The organism is Bradyrhizobium algeriense, from assembly GCF_003062295.1.
GTDB classification, from domain to species: Bacteria; Pseudomonadota; Alphaproteobacteria; order Rhizobiales; family Xanthobacteraceae; genus Bradyrhizobium; species Bradyrhizobium algeriense.
The window spans coordinates 1-494 of record NZ_PYCN01000233.1; the positions used below are offsets into that span (position 1 = coordinate 1).

A 494-nucleotide genomic window follows, 5' to 3' on the forward strand; every position below is an offset into this window, starting at 1 on the left:
GATGCTTCGCGCCTGTCGTGTAGATCGCTCCAATGTGAATGCCACGCTCGTCCCTGATGCACATTACATCATTGTAAAGTTCGGCTTCGAAACTATTGAGCCTTAGCGCACGAGTTAGCTCAGAAAGTGGGAACTTGGGCTCGAGCGCAGGGAAGCCCAACTCCGCCAGTCGAAGGTAATACTTCAGCACCTCTACGCCGGGGGTTTTGGCCGGGCTCATTTGCGCTGCGCGGAACGACGCGAAAACATCAGTTCGGTACTTGGCCCGAGTGATGACGACATTGAATCTCTTATCGCCCCCCGGTTGGTTAAGCGAACCAAAGTTTGCCGAGAGTTTCCCGTTGGCATCTCTCCCGTATGTGAGGGACAGCAGGACAATGTCGCGTTCGTCACCTTGAACGTGCTCCGCACTGCGGATGAAGAGCTCCGCGTCCGTCGTCAGGTTTAGCTGATCTATCGATAGGCCAGCTTCGGAAAGCCTTGCCTCAACCTTG

Annotated in this window: 1 protein-coding gene; it reads right to left on the bottom strand. The window is 55.1% G+C overall.

The annotated features are described in order from the left end of the window. A partial coding sequence (locus tag C7G61_RS45480; protein ID WP_190242294.1) for an AAA domain-containing protein occupies positions 1 to 494 on the bottom strand: 494 nt, incomplete at both ends.